Here is a 17,272-nt window from a genome sequence, read left to right as displayed (position 1 = left end):
CGGCCGCCTCCGCCGCGAGCTCCGCCTCCTGCTGGGCCTTCCGGCGCATCGCGTCCTCGTCCGTCTCCGAGTCGTACGTCATCAGCTTCGGCAGCACCGCCGCCAGCAGCCCCACCGCCACCACGCACGCCACCCCGCCGCTCCAGACCGCCGGGCGGGTGCCCGTCCAGCCGGCCACCGTGCCCGCGCGGACCTGGCCCAGCTGCGGGCCCACGCTGTACGACAGCACCTCCAGGCCCGCCAGCCTGCCTCGCAGCTCCTCGGGGATCGTCTGGTTCCAGATCGTCGAGCGGCCCAGCCCGCTGAGCATGTCGCCGGCGCCCGCCAGCATCAGGCAGAACAGGACCAGCCAGATGTTCGGCATCCACCCGGCCAGGGTCATCGCCAGGCCCCAGCCGCCCGCGCCGAGCACCACCATCAACCCGTGCCGCCGGACCTTCGACGCCCAGCCGCTGGTCAGGCTGATCAGTACGGAGCCGAGCGGAATCGCCCCGTACATCAGGCCGAGCGCCCACTCCGCGTCCAGGTCCTCCGCCAGGAACGGGAAGATCGCGAGCGGGAAGGCGAAGAACATCGCGCTCAGGTCGATCGCGTACGTGCCCAGCAGCACCGGCTTGCTCCACGCGTACCGCGCGCCCTCCGCGATCCCGCGCAGCGACGGCTTCGCCGCCTCCTTGGAAGGCGGCGCGGGCCGCAGTCGCAGGCACATCAGTACGGAGGCGACGAAGCCGGTCACGGTCAGCGCGTACGCCGTCGCCGCCCCCGAGAACGCGACCACGACACCGGCCGTCGCGGGCCCGGCGACCGCCGCGGTCTGCCAGCGCACCGCGTTGAGCGCCGCCGCCGCCGTCAGCTGGGCGTGCGGCACGATCCGGGCTATCAGGGAGTCCAGCGCGGGCCGCTGGATGCCCGCGAGCGCCGAGACGCCCGCGGCCACGACGTACAGGGGCCAGAGCGCCGGGTGGGGCAGCAGCGCGTTGATCAGCAGGACGACCGCGAGCAGCCCGAGGCCCGCCTCGGAGAGCAGGATCAGCTTCCGGCGGTCGACCGCGTCGGCGAGCGCCCCTCCGTACAGTCCGAAGACGATCAGCGGGACCAGCTCGACGGCGCCCATCGCGCCGACCGCGAGGGGTGAGTTGGTGAGGTCCTTGATCTGCAACGGCAGCGCGATCATGGCCATGGAGCTGCCGAAATATGTCACCAGGCCCTGGATCCACAGGAGTCGGAACTCGCGCAGTGTGCGCAGCGGCGTGAGGTCCGGCAGGATCGCCGAGAGCTTTTTGGTCACGAGAGGCCATGCTGCGTCGTGACGGTGACGACGGGCAAATCCTTTACCAGCGGGCGGGCGGCGGCGACGTCAATTGATCGGCCAGCCGCGACAGCCGGTCCCGGAAGCGGAGCCTGCCGCGTGCCGTCGGCAGGCCGTTCTCGCCGGCCGCCGCGCTGACCAGGTGCTGGACCATGTCGAGGTCGATGCCCGACGCCCCGTCCGCCGTGGTCTGCGGAACCGGCGGCTCGACCGTGAGCGCGTCGTGCGCCAGACCCACCACCTCCGGGTCCCCGCTCCCCAGCGACAGCACCGTCGCCCCCGCCCGCCGCGCGTCGTGCACCCGCTCCAACAGCCCGCCGTCCGGCCGCTCCGGGGCCACCAGCAGCAGCGTCTCACCCCGTCCCGCGCCCTCCAGCCTGCCGAGCCCGACGGCCAGATGCGCGGGGTCGCCGGGCCGTACCCGGTGCCGTACGAGCAGCGGCGCCAGCTCCGGGCGGCCGGACCACGCCGCCTCGTCCACGAGATGCGCTGCCAGGTGCCACGGCTCGTACGCCCGCGTCCCGACCAGCAGCAGACCGCCCCCGTGCGGCACGACGGAGGACCGCAGGGACGTGGCGAACCGGCGGGTAGCCGCCGGCCACCGCGTACCGGCCAGGACTTCACGGAGCAGGGCGACGCGTACGGCATCCATGGGCCGGGATCCTGCCGCAGCGCCGCGCCCCGCGCCGGGGCTCCGTACGGCGTCACCCGAACGGGTCGCTCCGGTCTGTGCGGGGCGCGGCGGGGAGCGGTGCGGGAGCGGTGAGGGGCGTGCCGGACGGCTCCCGCACCGACAAGTACTGTCGAGGTCATGACTTCTACTGACAGTGGCAGCACGCCGAAGCCTCCCGCCAAGGACCCCTGGGAGCTTCCCGACGTCTCGGACCTGACCGTCGGTGTTCTCGGCGGCACCGGCGACCAGGGGCGCGGGCTCGCCTACCGGCTGGCACGGGCCGGTCAGAAAGTGATCATCGGCTCCCGCGCCACCGAGCGCGCCGAGGCGGCGGCGGCCGAACTCGGCCTCGGTGTCGAGGGCGCCGACAACGCCGAGTGCGCGCGCCGCAGCGACATCGTCGTCGTCGCCGTGCCGTGGGACGGCCACGCCAAGACGCTGGAATCGCTCAGGGACGAACTCGCGGGCAAGCTCGTCGTCGACTGCGTCAACCCGCTCGGCTTCGACAAGAAGGGCGCCTACGCGCTGAAGCCGGAGGAGGGCAGCGCCGCCGAACAGGCCGCCGCCCTGTTGCCCGGCTCACGCGTGACCGCGGCCTTCCACCACCTGTCCGCCGTGCTGCTCCAGGACCCGGCTGTCGAGCGGATCGACACCGATGTGATGGTGCTCGGCGAGGTACGGGCCGACACCGACATCGTGCAGGCGCTCGCGGCCCGTATCCCCGGTATGCGCGGGGTGTTCGCGGGGCGGCTGCGCAACGCGCACCAGGTGGAGTCACTGGTGGCGAACCTGATCTCGGTCAACCGCCGTTACAAGGCGCACGCGGGGCTGCGCGTCACCGACGTCTGACCGGGCCGGGGCATGGGGGACACTGGACGGGTCTTCGCAGGGCGTCGTACACACGTCCCGCACACCCCCGGATCAGGAGCCGACCCCATGCCCCGCCTCGCTCTCTACGCCCTCGTCGTCTGCCTGCTGTCCGTCGCGGCGGCCGTGGTGTCCTTCGTGCGGGGGAGCGGCTGGCTCGGCGTCGTCTGGGTGCTGCTGGTCGGGCTGTCGTCGAACATGGCGTGGTACTACCTGCGCAGAGCCAGGACCGCCCCGCGCGCTAGCTGACGAACGACTGGCAGAACTCGTCGCGGGTCGTCCAGAAGCGGTAGAAGTTCTGGCCGCAGTACGTTTCGAGATCGCTGATGCCGAGCCCACCCAGGATCGCGTCGATCCCCTCGAAGAACGCGCGGTTCACCTCGGGGATGAACAGGATGCCGAAGACCGCGAGCAGTCCGAACGGCGCGAACGGCTCGACCTGCGCCCGGAACTTGCGCGACAGCCACGGCTCGATCACGCCGTAGCCGTCAAGTCCCGGCACGGGCAGGAAGTTGAGGATCGCGGCCGTCACCTGGAGCAGCGCCAGGAACGCGAGCGCGAAGCGGAAGACGAGCGGCACACCGTCGAGCAGACCCAGCCAGAAGGGCGCCGTGCAGACGGCCGCGAACAGCAGGTTCGTCAGCGGACCCGCCGCCGAGATCAGGCTGTGCCGCCACCGGCCCCGGATCCTGGCGCGCTCGATGAAGACCGCGCCACCGGGCAGGCCGATGCCGCCCATGATGACGAAGAGCACGGGGAGCACGATGCTCAGCAGCGCGTGGGTGTACTTGAGGGGGTTGAGCGTCAGGTAGCCCTTGGCGCCGATGGAGATGTCGCCGCTGTGCAGGGCGGTGCGGGCGTGCGCGTACTCGTGCAGACAGAGCGAGACGATCCACGCGGACGTGACGAAGAGGAAGACGGCGATACGGGCGTCCGCCGCGAAGTCCGTCCACACGGCCCACCCGGTGGCCGCCATGACGGCGGCGATCCCGAGGAAGACGGGACTGATCCGCCGGTCGCGACGGGAGGGTGCGGTGGTCATTCGCGGCTCCTGAAGGGGTGCGGGCGGGCGGATACGGGCGGCAGGGCGTGCCTGACCGTACAGGCGACACGGCGAGAACGTCTCGCGCGGGGGGATGGGTTCCGGCGAGGCCGGGGCGTGTCCGCGAAGTAGCGCCGTCCGCCCGCGGGGCGGGGCCCGCGGACCGACAGCGAGCGGCTGATGTCGCGTCGGCGTGAGGTGCGGTGCGGTGCGTCGCGTCGCGAGGCGGAGGTCGGCGTCGCCGAGGGGCCGGCCGTACGTGGCCGACCGACGACAACGGGGGACCTCCCGTGCCCCCTCGGGGCTACGGGGGGAGTGGTGCCGTCCAGGCATCGCGGAACGGGCGCGATCTCGCGGACGCGCCCTGGGTACGGAGGGGGAACCGGCACATGTGGTCCACGGACCTTGGGGAGCGGGCGGCCAGTGGGAGGGCCGTACCGGACAATGGTGGGGTGCGCTACCGCCTACTCGGCCCCACCCGGGCACTGCGCGCCGACGGCACCCCGTACGCCGTCGGCGGATCACGGCTGCGCGCGCTGCTGACCGTACTGGCGATGCGGCCCGGCCGGACCGTCCAGGCGGCCACGCTCGTCGACGCGGTCTGGGACGGCGACGCGCCCGCGGACGCGGCGGGCGCGCTCCAGGCCCTGGTGAGCCGACTCCGCCGGGCGCTGGGGGCCGGGACCGTCGTCTCGGACAGTGGCGGGTACCGGCTGTGCGCCGACCCGGACGACGTGGACCTGTACCGCTTCGAGCGGCTCACGGCCGAGGGGACGAAGGCCCTGGACGCCGGCAGCCCCGAGCGGGCCGCCGACCTGCTGGACGAGGCCCTGGGCCTGTGGCACGGCCCCGCGCTGTCCGACCTGCCCGACCACAGGGCCGAGTCGGCGCGCTGGGAGTCCCGCCGGCTGGGCGCCCGCCGCGCCCGCCTCACGGCGGCGCTCGCACTCGGCCGGGCGGACGAGGCACTGCCCGAACTGGCGGCGCTCTGCGACGAGCACCCGATCGACGAACTGCTCCAGGCGCTGCGCCTGCGCGCCCTGCGCGCGGCGGGCCGCACGGCGGAGGCCCTGTCGGCGTACGAGGAGGTCCGCCGCGACCTCGCGACCCGCCTGGGCATGGACCCGGGGCCGGAACTGCGCGCGCTGCACAAGGAGTTGCTGAACCCGGAGGCGTACGAGACGACGGACGCCCACCGACGCGGCACACCCCGGCCGGCCCCGGCCGGGGCATCGGCCGACCGGGTCGCGCCCCGTGCGGCCGGTCCCACCGGCGCCCACCCGGACGGTCACGTCGCGCTGCGCGACTCGGCCGGCCCGGGCGCGGGCCCGGCTCCCGTGCCGGACGCCGTCCCCGGCAACCTCCGCGCCCGGATCACCAGCTTCGTCGGCCGGGAGGCCGATCTGGTCGACCTCCGGGGGGATCTGCGGGACGCGCGGCTCGTCACGTTGCTCGGGGCCGGGGGCGCCGGGAAGACACGGCTGTCGCAGGAGGTCGCCGCCGGGGACGGCCACGAGGAGTGGCCCGACGGGGTGTGGCTCGCCGAGCTCGCGCCCGTGGACGACCCCGCGACCGTGCCCGAAGCCGTACTCGTCGCGCTCGGGGCGCGTGAGACCGTGCTGCGCGGCGCCGGGGCCGAGGGACTGCGGGCCGTCGACCCGGGCGCCGACGACCCCCTCGTACGGCTCGTCGAGCACTGCTCGCGCCGTCGCATGCTCCTCCTGCTCGACAACTGCGAGCACGTCGTGGACGCCGCCGCCCGGCTGGCCGAGGAACTGCTGGTCCGGTGCCCCGGCGTGACCGTCCTCGCCACCAGCCGGGAACCGCTCGGCGTGCCCGGCGAGGTCGTACGCCCCGTCGGGCCGCTGCCCGAGCCGATGGCGCTGCGGCTGCTCGCCGACCGCGGCGCCGCCGCCCGGCCCGGCTTCCGTACGGAGGACGACCCGGCCGCCGCCGAGGAGATCTGCCGCCGGCTCGACGGGCTGCCGCTCGCGATCGAACTGGCCGCCGCCAGGCTGCGGATGCTCACCCCCCGGCAGATCGCCGACCGCCTGGACGACCGGTTCCGGCTGCTGACCGGCGGCAGCCGCACCGTACTGCCCCGGCAGCAGACGCTGCGCGCCGTCGTCGACTGGTCGTGGGACCTGCTCGACTCCGCCGAGCGGACCGCGCTGGGCGCCCTGTCCGTCTTCGCGGGCGGCTGCGACCTGGCCGCCGCCGAGGCGGTGTGCGGGCCCGACGCGCTCGGACTCCTCGGCTCGCTCGTCGACAAGTCACTCGTGGTCGCCACCCCCGCCCCGGACGGCGTGATGCGCTACCGGCTGCTGGAGACCGTCCTGGAGTACGCCGGGGAACGGCTGGACGAGTCCGGTGACCGCGCCGCCGCCGAGCGCCGCCATCTCGTGCACTTCCGGGAGCTGCTCCGGCTCGCCGACCCGAAGCTGCGCGGCCCCGAGCAGCTCCACTGGATCGAGCGGATCACCCTCGACTACGAGAACACGCGCACCGCCCTGCGGCGCGCCGTCGCCGGCCGGGACGAGCACGAGGCGCTCTGTCTGGTGCACTCGCTCGCCTGGTACTGGCAGATCCGTGATCTGCGGACCGACGCGCGGCACTGGGCGCGGGCCGTCGCCGAACTGGGCCCCGACCCCTTCGACGCGCCGGTCGTCCCCGCACCGCCGCTGCACGAACGGTGCACGGACGCGCCGCCGCCGATGGCGCCCGAGCAACTGCTGGAGGCGCGGCGCGGGGTCCGCATGATCCAACTGTCGAGCATGAACCACGAGTTCGACTCATGGACCACCCCCGAGGCCATGGAGTGGCTGGGCCGGGTCGGCGAGGCGTACTCGCCCGGTCTGCCGCAGACCTGCCGTACGCCCGGCTCGCTCTGGTTCTTCGCGATCATGCTGACGGGGGACGTCGGCCGGCTCCGGGAGTTCATCGACGCGAGGGTCGAGGCGTGCCGGGACTTCGGCTACGAGTGGGAGCTGGCGTCGGCCCTCCAGATGCGGGCCAACATCCTCGCCAACCGCAGCGAGTGGATCGGCGACGCGGGCCGGGACGCCGACGAGAGCCTGGATATCTTCACCCGGCTCGGCGACGCGTGGGGCGCGGCCGAAGCGCTGTCGGCCCGCGCCGAGGCCTTCGAGCGCAACGGTGAGTTCGAGCGTTCCGCCGCGGACTTCCGGGCCGCCATCGAGAACACCCGGCTGCTCGGCGCCGAGGCACAGGTCTCACTCCTGCGCACCCGCCTGGCGGGCGTGATGATGGAGACGGGCGACGGGGACGAGGGCGAGGTGATGCTGCGCGAGATCCTCGCGCAGACCGCGCGGCGCGACTACGAGGCCGAGCCGGCCGCCCGTCTCTATCTGGCGATCTGGCTCGGCCGCAGCGGGCGCGCCGCGGAGGGGCGCGAGGAACTGGTCCGGTTGCTGGCGACCTTCCAGTACTCCAACCTGGTCCTCTTCGAGGGATTCGTGTTCGGGATGCTCGCCTGGCTGGACAATGTCGACGCCCGGTACGCCGAAGGGCTCGACCGGGCGCGGCTGGCGCTCGCCCGGACGCTCGACCCGATGTCGCGGATGGTCGCCCCGCAGCTGTCCGCGGTCCATCTGCTGACCGTGGGCTGGTCGCTGGCCGGGCTCGGCGGCGCGGAGCGGGTACGGGACGGGGCGCGCCTGGTGGGCGCGTACGAGCGGCACCTGCCGCGCGGCCACTACCGGGCCTCGCAGGAGCGCGAGAGCCGGGCGGCGGCCGAGGCGGCGGTCCGCGCCGGGGGGCTGACGGGCGCCGCCTACGAGAAGGCCCTCGCCGAGGGGCGCGCGCTCACCCTCGACGAGGCCTTCGCACTCGCCGGCGTCTGACGCCCCCCGGGGCCGGCGCCCGGAGCCGAGGTCAGGTCTTCTTGCGGAACTTGGACACCGCCAGCGGCGCCGTCACCACCGTGATCAGCGCCGACCAGGCCAGTGTCATCCACAGGTCGTGGGCGACCGGCCCGCCGATGAACAGCCCGCGCGCCGCGTCGGCCAGATTCGACAGCGGGTTGTAGTCCGTGAAGGTCTGGAGCCAGCCCGGCATCGTCGACGGCGGTGTGAAGATCGAGGAGCCGAACTGGAGCGGCATCAGCACCAGGAATCCGACGCCCTGCACCGCCTGCGCCGTCTTCACGGTCAGACCGATCAGGATGAAGATCCACATCAACGACGCGCCGAACAGCAGTGACAGCCCTATCGCGCCCAGCACTTCGAGCGGCGAGGTCTCGATCGACATACCGAGCACGAAGCCCACGATCAGCAGGATCGCGAAGGCGACCATCATCCGGCCGACCTCGACCACGATCTTCGCGATGAGGACCGAGGACCGGGCGATGGGCATCGTACGGAACCGGTCCATGACCCCCTTCTGGAAGTCCTCGTTGATTCCGCTGCCGACGGCCATCGAGACGTTGAGTCCCATCATCGCCATCAGGCCGGGGACCAGATAGCTGACGTACTCGGACTGATTGCCCTTGCCCGCGACGGCCCCGCCGAAGACGAAGACGAAGAGCAGCGTGAAGACGATCGGCATCAGCAGGACGTCGAACATCGACTCCGGATCCTGCTTGATCTGGAGGGCGTTACGGCGCGCGAGGGCGCCGATGTGCCGCAGATTGGCCCGCAGGCCGATCCGGCCCTCGTCGGTGGTGGCCCGGACGGATTCCTCGGTCCGGGTGGACGGCGTGGGCTCCGTCACTTTCGTCGTCGTCGCCGTGCTCATGCCGCGACCCCCTTCAGCTGCTCGTCGTCCCGCTCGTCGTCGTTCGTGCCGTCGCCCTGTTCGCCGGCCTTCTCGCCCGTGATCGCCAGGAACACCTCGTCCAGGCTGGGCAGATGGGTGCCGATGTGCGCGATCTCGAACCCGCGCCCGGCCATCAGGCCGATGACGGCGGTCAGTTGTACGTCGGCGAGGATCGGCACGAACAGCATGCCGTCCTGGATCTGCGACCCCGCGACGCCGTCCAGGCCCGTCTCGCTCAACGCCCTCGCCATCTCCGGCAGTCGGCCGGGATCGCTCGGACGGATCTCCAGGGTCCGGCCGCCGACCTTCGCCTTCAGTTCGTCGACCTTGCCGCCCGCGACGACCCGGCCGCGGTCGATGACCGTCAGCTCGCTCGCGAGCTGCTCGGCCTCTTCCATGTACTGCGTGGTGAGCAGGACGGTCACGCCGTCGGCGACCATCCGCTTGACCTCCGCCCACACCTCGTTGCGCGTGCGGGGGTCGAGGCCGGTCGTCGGCTCGTCCAGGTAGAGCACCGAGGGCTGCCCGATCATCGACGCCGCGAGGTCCAGGCGCCTGCGCATGCCCCCCGAGTACTGGAGCACCGGCTTCTTCGCCGCCTCGGTGAGCGAGAACCGCTCCAGCAGCTCGTCCGCACGCTTGCGGGCGGCCGTACGGGTGAGATCGAGCAGCCGCCCGATCATGTACAGGTTCTCCCAGCCGGAGAGCTTCTCGTCGACCGAGGCGTACTGACCGGTGAGGCCGATGGTGCGGCGGAGCTGCCGCGGCTGCCTCACCACGTCGTAGCCGGCGACGACGGCCGTACCGGCGTCGGGCAGGATCAGGGTGGACAGGCAGCGTACGAGGGTGGTCTTGCCGGCGCCGTTGGGGCCGAGGACACCGAGAACGGTGCCTTCGCGCACGTCCAGGTCCACGCCGTCCAGCGCCTTGGTCGCACCGTAGTGCTTGACCAGGCCCCGTACCGTGACGGCCGTGGTGCCGTCGGCAGGGATGGTGTCGATTCGCGTCATGCCGTTGATCCTGGCAGCCGCCGCTGACATCGGGCCGACAGCTGACCGACAGCCCGCCGACACGCGCCTGTCGGGCCCGTGCCGGGCCCCCGTGGGCCGGGCGAACGCCGGGGGAGCGTCAGGGAAACTCCGGGAGAACACCGTGGGGAACGCCGACAGCCCGCCGATGGGGGATGTCGGCGGGCTGTCTTCTCTTGCGGCAGTGGCTGCTGGGGTGGGGCTAGTGGAAGGTGTGCTCCTCCTGCGGGAACGTTCCTCCCGAGACCTCGTCCGCGAACGCCCTGGCGGCGTCGCCGAGCGTCTGCCGGAGGTTCGCGTACTGCTTGGTGAAGCGCGGCACCTTGCCACCCGTGAGGCCCACCATGTCGGTGTAGACGAGCACCTGGGCGTCGGTGTCCGGGCCGGCGCCGATGCCGATGGTCGGGATGTCCAGCGACCGGGTGATCTCGGCGGCGACCTCGGCGGGCACCAGTTCCAGGACCACCGCGAACGCGCCGGCCGCCTGCGCCGACTTGGCGTCGTGCAGCAGCCGGTGCGCGGCCTCGTCGCCGCGGCCCTGCACCCGGTAGCCCAGGGTGTTCACCGACTGCGGCGTCAGGCCGAGGTGCGACATGACCGGGATGCCGGACTGGACGATCAGCTCCGTCTGCGCCAGCGAGCGCGCCCCGCCCTCCAGCTTGACCGCGCCCACCCCGGCGTCCTTGACCAGCCGTGTGGCGCTGCGCAGGGCCTGGACGGGACCTTCCTGGTACGAGCCGAAGGGCAGGTCGCCGACGACGAGGGCGCGCCTGGTGCCCCGTACGACGGCCGCGGACAGCATGGTCATCTCGTCGAGCGTGACCGGCACGGTCGTCTCGTAGCCGAGGTGGACATTGCCCATCGAGTCGCCGACGAGCATCACCGGGATGCCGGCCTCGTCGAAGACGGACGCGGTCATCGCGTCGTACGCCGTGAGCATGGGCCACTTCTCGCCGCGTCGCTTGGCGGCGGCGATGTCGTGGACGGTGACGCGGCGGGTGCCCGTGCCGCCGTACAGCGACTTGGGATCACGTGAGGGATTCTGCGCAGCCTCGGACGTCATGGCTTACGACTCCTTCGTCATCTCGAGGCGCCCTGACGGCGTCCCCGGACCGCCTCCATGGTGGCATCTCCGGGCCACCGACGGGAAGTGGGGCTGCTCCGCTCTCGCGGGCCCGCCGGGTAAAGAATTTACAATACGAGACGGTATCGTATTGAAATTGGCTTAGGCTCCTCGCCATGTCCACACCGTCACCCGCGCCGTCCGGCGTCCACGACTCCGCGCCCCGGGTCCCTGAAGCCATTCACCAGCGCCGCTGGGCCATCCTCGGCGTCCTCATGTTCAGCCTGCTCATCGTGGTCCTCGACAACTCGATCCTGAATGTCGCGGTCAAGACGATCGCGAGCCCGGAGCCCGTCGGGATCGGCGCCACCCAGAGCGAGCTGGAATGGGCGATCAACTCCTACACCCTTGTCTTCGCCGGCCTCCTCTTCACCTCCGGCCTGCTCGGCGACCGCGTCGGCCGCAAGAAGGTGCTGCTCTTCGGCATAGCCGTCTTCGGCATCGGCTCCGCCCTCGCCGCGATGTCCGGATCGCCCGGTGAACTCGTCGCGTACCGGGCCCTGATGGGCTTCGGCGCCGCCTTTGTGATGCCGGCCACCCTCGCCGTCCTGATGAACGTCTTCGAGCGCGACGAGCAGCCCAAGGCCATCGGCATCTGGGCGGGCGGCGTCGGACTCGCCATCGCCATCGGGCCGATCACCGGCGGCGTCCTGCTCGAACACTTCTGGTGGGGCTCGATCTTCCTGGTCAACGTCCCCGTGGTGATCGTCGCGCTGATCGCGATGTGGTTCCTGGTGCCGGACTCCAAGGACCCGAACCCGGGCCGTGTCGACCCCGTGGGGGTGCTGCTCTCGATCGTCGGCCTCGTCCTGCTGGTGTACGGGATCATCCGCGCGGGCGAGCTGGCCGACTTCACCGACGCCACGGTGCTGGCCTCGACCCTCGGCGGTGTGGCCGTGCTGGCCGCGTTCGTCCTCCACGAGAAGCGCAGCGACCATCCGTCGATCGACATGTCCTACTTCAAGAAGCCGGCGTTCTCCGCCGCTGTCGCCGCCATCGCGCTGGTCTTCTTCGCACTGATGGGCGTGACCTTCTTCTCGGCCTTCTACCTCCAGAGCGTGCGCGGTTACAGCGCGCTCGACTCGGGCCTGATGATCGTGCCGCTCGCCGTCGCCCAGATGGTCTTCGCGCCGCGCGCCCGGCTGGTCGTCGACCGGTTCGGCGCCCGCGCCGTCTGCACCGGCGGCATGCTGCTGGTCGCCGCGGGTCTCGCCGCGTTCGCCCTCTTCGACGCCACCACACCCGTATGGGTGCTGTGCGTCGTCTTCTTCGTCCAGGGCGCCGGAATGGCCCACATCATGCCGCCGGTGACCGTCGCCGTCATGCAGGCCCTGCCGCGCGAGAAGGCCGGCTCGGGCTCGGCCATCAACAACACCTTCCGCCAGGTCGGCGGGGCGCTCGGCGTCGCCGTACTCGGCTCGCTGCTCTCCTCGACCTACCGCGGCGAGATCGAGGGACACCTCGGCGCCGTCCCGGCCGCCGCGCGCGACACGGCGGCGGAGTCGATCGAGGCGACCATGGCCGTCGCCGAGAAACTCGGCCCCGCCGGCGCCCCGTTGATCTCCTCCGCGAACGACGCCTTCCTGAGCGCGATGCATGTCACCGCCCTCGGCTCCGCCGGTGTCGCGCTGATCGGCACCGTCGTGGTGGCGCTGTTCATGCCGGGCCGTACGGCTCCGGAAGGGCCCGCACCGGAGCGGCGCGGCGAGCGGCCGGCCGAGGCGCCCGTGCCCGCCGCACGCGACTGAGACGGTCGACCGCACCCGCCGCCGTCGGCGAGAATCGGCGCGCGGGTGCGGGCCGCACGGCGTGGTCGGGGCAGGGCGAAGGGTGAGGCATTGCGAGAGCAGGAGCAGGACCGGGGCCGGGAGCCCAAGCGGGGCCGGCCACGCAGCGAGGCGGCCGAACGCGCGATCCTCCAGGCCGTGGTGAAGCTTCTTGAGGAGGGCGAGCCGCTGGCCGGGCTCTCCATCGAGCGCATCGCACGGACGGCGGGCGTCGGCAAGGCCACCATCTACCGGCGCTGGAGCGGCAAGGAGGAACTCTTCCTGGACGTCCTGCGCCACATCGAGCCGCCCGAGCCGGCCTTGTCCGGCACCTCGGGCCTCTCCGACATCCTCGTCTCCCTGGAGTCCATGCGCCGCCGCGGTCTCGCCCAGCGCAACTCGGCCCTGCTCCACAACGTCTTCGCGCAGATGAAGAGTCACCCGAAGCTGTGGGGCGCCTACCAGAGCACGGTGATCGAGCCGCGGCGCGTCGCGGTCACGGCGGCCGTCCGCCGCGCCGTCGCCGCGGGTGAACTCCGCGCGGACATCGACCCGGAGCTGATCGAGGAACTCTTCGTCGGCCCCATGCTCCTGCGCACCGTCCACCGCAAGGAATCACCGCTGGACGACGACCTCTCCGAGCGCATCATCCGCGCGGTGCTCGAAGGGCTGCGCCCCAGGGACGCGGCGGTGGATCCGGCCGTCGACACGGCCGACGACACGGCCGAGGACACGCAGGGCTGACCGCTCGCCGCGTACCGCGCCGACCGTGCGTGTTGCGTCACAGCGGCCCGGTAGCCGCCCTTGTCCGGAACCCGCCGCCCCACGTCACTCGTCCTTGAGGCAGTACGGCCGTCGTCGGACGGCGGAGAAAGCGCCCGTCATCGCCTAGGGTCGATGGCGGGCGTGCACGGCAAGGCAGTGAGGGCAGCGGAATAATGACGCAGGAGTACACGGCTGAGTCCCGGGTGGACGGCGCCGATGACAACGACCCTCCCACGAGCCGGTTCCGGACCTTTGTCGACCGCTGGCGCGGCGACCGCGGCATCTGGCGGCGCGGCGCCGTCCTCGCGGCGCTCGCCGTCCTGACGGCGCTGGTGATGATCCTGCACGCCCAGATCCCCAACCGCATCGGCAACTTGGGCAGTCTCATGGAGACCTTCCTGCCGTGGCTGGGGCTGCTCGTGCCCGTGATTCTCGTGGCCGCGCTGGTACGGCGCTCCGCCACCGCGCTGATCGCGCTGCTGCTCCCGGCCGTTGTCTGGGCCAATCTCTTCGGCGGGCTGATCCTCGACAAGTCGGGCGGTGGCGGCGATCTGACGGTCGCCACGCACAACGTCAACGCGGAGAATCCCGACCCGGAGGGAACCGCGCGCGAGATCGTGGAGTCCGGCGCGGACGTCGTGGCGCTGGAGGAGCTGAAGGTGTCGGCGGTCCCCACGTACGAGAAGGCGCTCGCCGCGACGTACAAGTACCACTCGGTGCAGGGCACGGTGGGACTCTGGAGCAAGTACCCGATGACCGGCAGCCGCCCCGTCGACATCCGGATGGGCTGGACCCGCGCGATGCGCGCCACCGTGACGACGCCGGGGGGCGAGGTCGCCGTCTACGTGGCGCACCTGCCGTCCGTACGCGTGAAACTGCACGCCGGCTTCACCGCCAACCAGCGTGACGACAGCGCCGACGCGCTCGGCGAGGCGATCGCGGACGAGGAGATCCGGCGGGTCGTGCTGCTCGGCGACCTCAACGGGACGATGAACGACCGCTCCCTGAACGCCGTGACGTCGCAGATGCGCTCCACCCAGGGCGCCGCCGGCGACGGCTACGGTTTCAGCTGGCCGGCGGCGTTCCCGATGGCCCGGATCGACCAGATCATGGTCAAGGGCGTCGAGCCGATGTCGTCGTGGACACTGCCGCGCACGGGCAGCGACCATCTGCCGGTCGCCGCCCGTATCGAACTCTGAGCCCAGGCCCGCCTGTTCGGTCGATCGGTGAAGTCCGGCGGCCGGTGAAGTCGGACGATCGTCGAAGTCGGGCGGCCGGTGAAGTCGGGCGGCCGGTGAAGTCGGACGTCGGCTGTTCAGGCGTTCGGTGATTCCCGCCAGCGGTTCGTGATCGGCAGCCGCCGGTCCTTGCCGAAGCCCTTCGCGGAGATCTTGGTGCCCGGCGGATACTGCCGCCGCTTGTACTCCGCCGTGTCCACCATGCGCAGCGTCCTCGCCACCGTCTCGGGGTCGAAGCCCGCCGCGACGATCGCGTCGCTGCCCTGGTCGCGGTCGACGTACATCGCCAGCAGCCGGTCCAGCACGTCGTAGTCCGGCAGCGAGTCCGTGTCGACCTGGCCGGGGCGCAGTTCCGCGCTCGGCGGCTTGGTGATCGAGTTCTCCGGGATCGGCGGCGTCCGGCCGCGCTCCACGGCGGCGCGGTTGCGCCAGCGGGCGAGCCGGAAGACCGCCGTCTTGTAGACGTCCTTGATCGGGCCGTACGCGCCGACGGAGTCGCCGTACAGCGTCGAATACCCCACCGCCAGCTCGGACTTGTTGCCCGGCGCCAGCACGATCTGGCCCTCCTGGTTGGAGAGCGCCATCAGCATGGTGCCGCGCAGCCGTGACTGGAGGTTCTCCTCCGCGAGTCCGGTCAGGGCGAGCGCGTCCATGTACGCGTCGAACATCGGCCCGATGGGGACGGTGCGGAGGTTCAGCCCCGTACGTCGGGCCAGCTCGGCCGCGTCGCCGCGCGAGTGGTCCGACGAGTACTTGGACGGCATCGAGACGCCGTAGACGTTCTCGGCGCCGAGCGCGTCGCAGGCGATGGCGGCGACGAGGGCGGAGTCGATGCCGCCGGAGAGGCCGATCAGGACGGACCTGAAGCCGTTCTTGGCGACGTACGCCCGCAGGCCCACCACCAGGGCGGAGTAGACCTCCTCGTCGTCGTCCAGCCGGTCCGCGTAGCCACCGGCCAGCTCCGGCTCGTAGGCGGGGACGGGCTCATCGGAGAGGACGACGTGGTCGATACGCAGACCGTCGTCCACGGTGCCGCTCGGCGGCCGTTCGGCGGCCGCGGGCAGTTCGAGGTCCAGGACCACACAGCCCTCGGCGAACTGCGGCGCGCGCGCCACGACTTCGCCGTCCTTGTCGACGACGATCGAGTCGCCGTCGAAGACCAGCTCGTCCTGGCCGCCGATCATCGCGAGATACGCGGTGACGCAGCCGGCCTCCTGGGCGCGCTTGCGCACGAGTTCCAGCCGGGTGTCGTCCTTGGCCTGCTCGTACGGCGAGGCGTTGATCGAGAGCAGCAGGCCGGCCCCGGCGGAACGGGTGGCCGGGACCCGGCCGCCGTCCTGCCAGAGGTCCTCGCAGATCGCGAGCGCGACATCGACACCGCGCACCCGGACGACGGGCATGGTGTCGCCGGGGACGAAGTAGCGGAACTCGTCGAAGACGCCGTAGTTGGGCAGGTGGTGCTTGGCGAAGGTCAGCGCCACAGCGCCCCGGTGCAGCACGGCGGCGGCGTTCTGCGGGGAGCCGGCCGGTCGGCCGATCCGCGCCCGGTCCCGCTCGGACCGGTCGAGATAGCCCACGACGACGGGCAGTTCGCCGAAGCCCTCGGCGTCGAGCCGCGCGGCGAGCGCCCGCAGGGCGTCGCGGGACGCCTCGACGAAGGACGAGCGCAGGGCCAGGTCCTCGACGGGGTAGCCGGTCAGCACCATCTCGGGGAACGCGACGAGATGCGCGCCCTGTTCGGCGGAGTGCCGGGTCCAGTGCACGATCGCCTCGGCGTTCGCGGCGAGATCGCCGACGGTCGAGTCGATCTGATTCAGGGCGAGACGTAGTTGAGGCACGTCCCCACTGTAATCGTCTTTCTGACGCGATGGGGTGGGCGCGGGTGTGTGGGCCGCGCCACTGGGCGGCGGCCCCACACACCCTGCCGTGCCCTGTCCGGGGGCTCAGCCGCTCGCGTAGACCCGTTCCACCCACGCGGCGATCTGCGCGTCGCCCAGGTGCTGCGCCAGGTCCGCCTCGCTGATCATGCCGACCAGACGCTTGTTCTCGATGACCGGCAGCCGGCGGATCTGGTGCTCCTGCATCTCGTGGAGCACGTCGTCCACGTCCGCGCCCGCGTCGATCCAGCGCGGCGTGCCGTCGGCCATCTCGCCGGCGGTGACCTTCGCCGGGTCGTGGCCCATCGCCACGCAGCCGATGACGATGTCGCGGTCGGTCAGGATGCCGGTCAGCCGCTCCTCGGTGTCGGCGATGGGCAGTGCGCCGACGTCCAGGTCCCGCATGAGCTGCGCGGCCCGGTCCAGGGTCTCGTGCGAGGGGATCCAGTCGGCGCCGGGATGCATGATGTCTTTGGCGGTGGTCATGGGCTTCGATCCTCCTGAATGCCGTCCGCCCCGAGCGTCCCCATCGTCATGGGGCCGTACGGGTGTACGCGACCGCTGTCACCCGTACGGGTGAAAGGAGAGGTGAGGGGCACGGCGCCGCCGCCCCCGCGGATTCTGGGCCACGACCTGCCGGGCGCGGACCGCGGCGCATTCCGCCGCGTCCACGTCGGCACCCGGCGAGGCGGGGAGCCGGACCGGCCGGCGTCCGCCGGGGCGGCGGGCACGGTCTTCGAGATCCCGGTCGAGACGGTCACGGCCGGTGGCGGGGCGGGTGACGAGGCGGGCGACGGGGCGGGCGACC

General features: G+C 72.1%; 14 protein-coding genes and 1 pseudogene. 7 read left to right on the top strand and 8 right to left on the bottom strand.

The window, feature by feature from the left end; all coding sequences use genetic code 11:
* Positions 1 to 1,288, bottom strand: a 1,288-nt coding sequence (locus P3L51_RS28030; protein WP_354608099.1) for an MFS transporter, incomplete at its 3' end; no start/stop codon positions are given.
* A 43-nt stretch (positions 1,289 to 1,331) separates the two neighbouring features.
* On the bottom strand, positions 1,332 to 1,961 hold the full coding sequence (locus P3L51_RS28025) for a hypothetical protein (RefSeq protein WP_354608098.1): 630 nt from the start codon (positions 1,959 to 1,961) through the stop codon (positions 1,332 to 1,334).
* 159 nt (positions 1,962 to 2,120) lie between these two features.
* Here P3L51_RS28025 and npdG point away from each other — a divergent pair, with 159 nt between their 5' ends.
* Together npdG and P3L51_RS28015 are read left to right on the top strand one after the other, a co-directional pair.
* Positions 2,121 to 2,831, top strand: coding sequence for an NADPH-dependent F420 reductase (npdG, locus tag P3L51_RS28020; protein ID WP_354608097.1), 711 nt, complete (start codon positions 2,121 to 2,123; stop codon positions 2,829 to 2,831).
* A 12-nt stretch (positions 2,832 to 2,843) separates the two neighbouring features.
* Positions 2,844 to 3,098, top strand: a complete 255-nt coding sequence (locus P3L51_RS28015; protein ID WP_435594540.1) for a hypothetical protein — start codon at positions 2,844 to 2,846, stop codon at positions 3,096 to 3,098.
* Here the strand turns inward: P3L51_RS28015 and P3L51_RS28010 are convergent.
* The gene (locus tag P3L51_RS28010) at positions 3,091 to 3,891 is read right to left on the bottom strand and encodes a site-2 protease family protein (protein WP_354608095.1); all 801 of its coding nucleotides are present in this window, start codon (positions 3,889 to 3,891) and stop codon (positions 3,091 to 3,093) included. The genes P3L51_RS28015 and P3L51_RS28010 overlap by 8 nt on opposite strands.
* 452 nt (positions 3,892 to 4,343) lie before the next feature.
* Between P3L51_RS28010 and P3L51_RS28005 the strand changes: the two genes are divergently transcribed.
* On the top strand, positions 4,344 to 7,754 hold the full coding sequence (locus P3L51_RS28005) for an AfsR/SARP family transcriptional regulator (protein ID WP_354608094.1): 3,411 nt from the start codon (positions 4,344 to 4,346) through the stop codon (positions 7,752 to 7,754).
* A gap of 31 nt (positions 7,755 to 7,785) precedes the next feature.
* Here P3L51_RS28005 and P3L51_RS28000 read toward each other — a convergent pair whose 3' ends face one another.
* The 3 genes from P3L51_RS28000 to panB all read right to left on the bottom strand — a co-directional run bounded on the left by P3L51_RS28000 (position 7,786) and on the right by panB (position 10,758).
* The gene (locus tag P3L51_RS28000) at positions 7,786 to 8,646 is read right to left on the bottom strand and encodes an ABC transporter permease (protein WP_354608093.1); all 861 of its coding nucleotides are present in this window, start codon (positions 8,644 to 8,646) and stop codon (positions 7,786 to 7,788) included.
* Positions 8,643 to 9,677 (bottom strand): ATP-binding cassette domain-containing protein, encoded by a 1,035-nt coding sequence (locus tag P3L51_RS27995; RefSeq protein ID WP_354608092.1) that lies wholly within the window; start codon positions 9,675 to 9,677, stop codon positions 8,643 to 8,645. Before P3L51_RS27995 ends, P3L51_RS28000 begins: the two co-directional genes overlap by 4 nt.
* Before the next feature lie 220 nt (positions 9,678 to 9,897).
* Positions 9,898 to 10,758: a 3-methyl-2-oxobutanoate hydroxymethyltransferase gene (panB, locus tag P3L51_RS27990; protein ID WP_354608091.1), complete on the bottom strand. Its 861-nt coding sequence runs from the start codon at positions 10,756 to 10,758 to the stop codon at positions 9,898 to 9,900.
* 176 nt (positions 10,759 to 10,934) lie between these two features.
* On the opposite strand from panB, the gene P3L51_RS27985 reads away from it, so the two are divergent.
* The 3 genes from P3L51_RS27985 to P3L51_RS27975 all read left to right on the top strand — a co-directional run bounded on the left by P3L51_RS27985 (position 10,935) and on the right by P3L51_RS27975 (position 14,548).
* Positions 10,935 to 12,566 (top strand): DHA2 family efflux MFS transporter permease subunit, encoded by a 1,632-nt coding sequence (locus tag P3L51_RS27985; RefSeq protein WP_354608090.1) that lies wholly within the window; start codon positions 10,935 to 10,937, stop codon positions 12,564 to 12,566.
* 90 nt (positions 12,567 to 12,656) lie between these two features.
* On the top strand, positions 12,657 to 13,328 hold the full coding sequence (locus P3L51_RS27980) for a TetR/AcrR family transcriptional regulator (protein WP_354608089.1): 672 nt from the start codon (positions 12,657 to 12,659) through the stop codon (positions 13,326 to 13,328).
* Between the two features lie 194 nt (positions 13,329 to 13,522).
* Positions 13,523 to 14,548, top strand: coding sequence for an endonuclease/exonuclease/phosphatase family protein (locus P3L51_RS27975; protein WP_354608088.1), 1,026 nt, complete (start codon positions 13,523 to 13,525; stop codon positions 14,546 to 14,548).
* Between the two features lie 116 nt (positions 14,549 to 14,664).
* Here P3L51_RS27975 and P3L51_RS27970 read toward each other — a convergent pair whose 3' ends face one another.
* Positions 14,665 to 16,425 (bottom strand): NAD+ synthase, encoded by a 1,761-nt coding sequence (locus P3L51_RS27970; RefSeq protein WP_354608087.1) that lies wholly within the window; start codon positions 16,423 to 16,425, stop codon positions 14,665 to 14,667.
* A 105-nt stretch (positions 16,426 to 16,530) separates the two neighbouring features.
* The gene (locus tag P3L51_RS27965) at positions 16,531 to 16,950 is read right to left on the bottom strand and encodes a CBS domain-containing protein (RefSeq protein ID WP_354608086.1); all 420 of its coding nucleotides are present in this window, start codon (positions 16,948 to 16,950) and stop codon (positions 16,531 to 16,533) included.
* A gap of 102 nt (positions 16,951 to 17,052) precedes the next feature.
* On the opposite strand from P3L51_RS27965, the pseudogene P3L51_RS27960 reads away from it, so the two are divergent.
* Positions 17,053 to 17,272, top strand: a pseudogene (locus tag P3L51_RS27960) (hypothetical protein); the annotation flags it as partial.

It is taken from the genome of Streptomyces panacea, from assembly GCF_040560175.1.
GTDB classification, from domain to species: Bacteria; Actinomycetota; Actinomycetes; order Streptomycetales; family Streptomycetaceae; genus Streptomyces; species Streptomyces panacea.
The sequence above is the reverse complement of the archived record's forward strand: the minus strand, read 5'-3'. Positions and strand labels throughout refer to the sequence as shown.

What these genes read in the sequence shown, in the direction of transcription:
- P3L51_RS28025 (WP_354608098.1), bottom strand. Translation starts at nt 1,961, where the DNA reads ATGGATGCCGTACGCGTCGCCCTGCTCCGTGAAGTCCTGGCCGGTACG.
- npdG (WP_354608097.1), top strand. Translation starts at nt 2,121, where the DNA reads ATGACTTCTACTGACAGTGGCAGCACGCCGAAGCCTCCCGCCAAGGAC.
- P3L51_RS28015 (WP_435594540.1), top strand. Translation starts at nt 2,844, where the DNA reads ATGGGGGACACTGGACGGGTCTTCGCAGGGCGTCGTACACACGTCCCG.
- P3L51_RS28010 (WP_354608095.1), bottom strand. Translation starts at nt 3,891, where the DNA reads ATGACCACCGCACCCTCCCGTCGCGACCGGCGGATCAGTCCCGTCTTC.
- P3L51_RS28000 (WP_354608093.1), bottom strand. Translation starts at nt 8,646, where the DNA reads ATGAGCACGGCGACGACGACGAAAGTGACGGAGCCCACGCCGTCCACC.
- P3L51_RS27995 (WP_354608092.1), bottom strand. Translation starts at nt 9,677, where the DNA reads ATGACGCGAATCGACACCATCCCTGCCGACGGCACCACGGCCGTCACG.
- panB (WP_354608091.1), bottom strand. Translation starts at nt 10,758, where the DNA reads ATGACGTCCGAGGCTGCGCAGAATCCCTCACGTGATCCCAAGTCGCTG.
- P3L51_RS27985 (WP_354608090.1), top strand. Translation starts at nt 10,935, where the DNA reads ATGTCCACACCGTCACCCGCGCCGTCCGGCGTCCACGACTCCGCGCCC.
- P3L51_RS27975 (WP_354608088.1), top strand. Translation starts at nt 13,523, where the DNA reads ATGACGCAGGAGTACACGGCTGAGTCCCGGGTGGACGGCGCCGATGAC.
- P3L51_RS27965 (WP_354608086.1), bottom strand. Translation starts at nt 16,950, where the DNA reads ATGACCACCGCCAAAGACATCATGCATCCCGGCGCCGACTGGATCCCC.